This is a genomic window from Saccharicrinis aurantiacus, from assembly GCF_001660705.2.
In the GTDB taxonomy this organism is placed as follows: domain Bacteria; phylum Bacteroidota; class Bacteroidia; order Bacteroidales; family Marinilabiliaceae; genus Saccharicrinis; species Saccharicrinis aurantiacus.
On record NZ_LYBV02000061.1, the window covers coordinates 1 to 3,317 of the forward strand.

A 3,317-nucleotide genomic window follows, 5' to 3' on the forward strand; every position below is an offset into this window, starting at 1 on the left:
ATTTAATTTAACAGAAATACTATTGTACTCTCAATATCTTTAAGTTGGTTTACAGCGCTTAAATACTCAAACTTCACTGCTATGGCCTGTTCAATAGCTTGTATAAACTCAATGTAAGCTATTTCACCATTTTGATACAGTAAATTGGCATTGCGTTGCATCTCATTGGCATTGGGCAATGCCGAATCGTTATAAAACTTCACATTAATAAGTAAATTATTATACTGATTCATCAAATTCTGAAGCTGTGTGTTTAACTCATCTTTTTGCAATTGATATTCAATCTCAGCTTGCTCGTAAGATAGTTTTGCCACTTTAGTTTTTTGCCTAGCGGGTCTAAACCACAAAGGAATGGCTATTCCACCTTGTATGCCCTCGAAGCCTTTTACACCATCAATTTGTTGGTTAAAATAACCTAGATATAACTCCGGTAAAAAGCCACTTCGCTGCATTCTGATGTTTTGCTTTGCCAATGCGGTTTCTTGTTTTTGAAGACGCAAATTGGTGCTATTTTCCACATTAGTTGTATCGAATAAACGTTGATTAACCTGATCGTTTTCGATATCTGCAACTTGAGGTAAATAAGCCTCACCCCCATTTAATAAGAAGTTAAACTGATTGGCCAAGTTCTCGGCCTCATACTTTTCTCTATCCAATTGAACTTTAGCCGCATTCGCACTATTCTTTAGCGTCATCGACTCCAACAAATTGGTTTCTCCCGTTTGTTGTCGGAGTGCTGCAATCTTTGCAAGTTCAGTATAGCCATCATTTATTTGTTCCATCAACATGGCCCTACTATTCTGGTGTTGCCACGAAAAGTAAATGTGCGACACCTGAAGTCTTAATTCTTTCATGCGTAACTCCTGATTTACCTTTTGCTGATCGACCTGTATACCTGCATATTTGATATTCGAGGCCATCTGAAAAAGGTTTCCGAAGTCTTGTTTTACCTCGACAGCGTAATCTTTATACGTTGAATTAATTTGACCATACTGCGACTCAATTTCTGTTAAACCCAAGTTAAACTCTGCCTTTTTATTATGTATGGCTTGTTGTACTTGTAATGCCCCACTTTTAATATTCAGGTTATTGTTTTCGGCAATAGTAAAAGCTTCGGTTAAGGAAATGTTCTGCTGTGCCAATGATTCTGCGCTGCATAAAAACACAAATCCAATTATTAAAATAGTGGCAATAGAACTTTTAGGCATCTTCACTTTACTTCCATTTTCGCTATAACTATATAATATTGGGATAATTGCCATGGTTAAAATAGCTGCTACAATTAATCCGCCAATCACAACAGTTGCCAACGGACGTTGCACTTCGGCTCCTGCCTGAGATGATATGGCCATGGGAATAAATCCTAATGATGCCACCAAAGTGGTTAAACTTACAGGACGTACAACTATTTTTACCGCTTTGCGGATACGTTCATCCACATCGGTAATACCGTTTGATTTTAATAAATTAAGCTGGTTGATTAGTACAATTCCATTAAGCACTGCCACACCAAATAAAGCGATAAAACCAATACCTGCTGAAATACTAAAAGGCATGCCTCGCAGCCATAATCCGGCTATACCGCCAATAATAGATAAAGGGATAGTACCATAAATAATGAATGCTTGTTTTAACGATCCGAAAGTGAAAAACAAAAGAATAAATATTAAACCCAAGGCAATGGGTAAAACAATTAACAATCGTTGTGATGCCGTTTGTAGGTTTTCGAATTCTCCACCGTAGGTGATATTGTATCCTGGAGGCAATTTAAGAGAGGCCGTTAAAGTAGACTCTATTTCTGAAACCAAGCTTTTTACATCTCTATTTCTAACATTAATACCAATGGTAATACGTCTACGAGTATCGTCTCTGGATATCTGCATTGGCCCTTCTTTATAGTTAATATGCACCAATTCTGACAAAGGAACACGTGTGCCCATTGGCGTATCAATAAACAGTCGCTTTATATTGTCGATGTTATCACGATATTGCTCTTCTAGGCGCACAACAAGGTCGAAACGACGCTCGCCTTCAAAAATAATGCCTGCCATTTCTCCTGCAAAAGCAGTTCTGATAACCGTATTTATATCCCTAGCATTTAAACCATAACGAGCCAATTTGGTACGATTAAAGGTAAATGTAGCCTGAGGCAATCCTTCTATTTGCTCCACACGAATATCGGCAGCTCCTTGTATGTCTTTTATCAAATGCTCTACCTTATTGGCATTATCGAATAATACATCCAAATCTTCGCCAAATATTTTAATAACAACATCGGATTTAGCCCCTGTAATCAACTCATTAAATCGCAGCTGAATAGGCTGTGTAAAATCAAATTCGGCACCCGATATCGATTCTACTTCCTTTTTCATCAAACCAATCAGCTCTTCTCTATCTTTGGTAGTTGTCCATTCGTTTCTATCCTTCATTACAATCATCACATCCGCCTCTTCAATTGCCATTGGATCGGTAGGGACTTCAGCCGTTCCAATCTTAGACACTACACTCTTCACTTCAGGGAACTTATCCAATAACTTTTTCTCTGCTGCTGTGGCTAGTTTTATGCTTTGGTTTAACGAACTTCCGGGAGGGAGAACCATTTGCATGGCTAAATCGCCTTCCTCTAAATTAGGAATAAAAACCGCTCCCAACTGACCAAACAATAGCAAGCTTGATAGAAACAAGCCAATGGAAACACCCAATACTAAAAGCTTATTCTTAAGAGAATAATTGACCAAAGGGTTAAAAAACGAAGTGATTGCAGCGACTATTTTATCAGAAAAATTAGTTCCGTGTACATTATCCTTTTTAAGGATGAGAGAGGCCATAACGGGTACGTATGTTAACGATAATATAAGCGCTCCAATTAAGGCAAATGCAATGGTGATGGCCATTGGTTTAAACATTTTACCTTCAATACCAGTGAGGGATAAAATAGGGAAATACACAATCAGAATAATAGCAATTCCAAAGGCTGCCGATTTACCAACACTACCTGCCGATTTTGCTATAATAGTATCAAACTCTTGCTGGTTCAGTTTTTTACCCAATGTTTTGCTGTGCAGATAAAATAGAATCCCTTCAATAATGATGATTGTTCCATCCACAATTAATCCAAAATCAATAGCGCCAAGTGACATGATGGAAGCCGTTACGCCAAACATATTCATCAGCGAAAAGGCAAATAATAAAGATAATGGAATAACTGAGGCCGTTAGTATACCCGCTCTTAGGTTACCCAGTAATAATACCAACACGATTAATACAATTATGGCGGCTTCGGTTAAATTAGTGGCAATGGTTTTTATAACTCTACC

At 37.9% G+C, this 3,317-nt stretch carries 1 protein-coding gene; it reads right to left on the minus strand.

Annotated features, from left to right (window positions below; all coding sequences use genetic code 11):
• Positions 1-2: 2 nt before the first annotated feature.
• Positions 3-3,317: CusA/CzcA family heavy metal efflux RND transporter (locus tag A8B35_RS22890; RefSeq protein WP_075604138.1), on the minus strand; the 3,315-nt coding region annotated here is incomplete at its 5' end.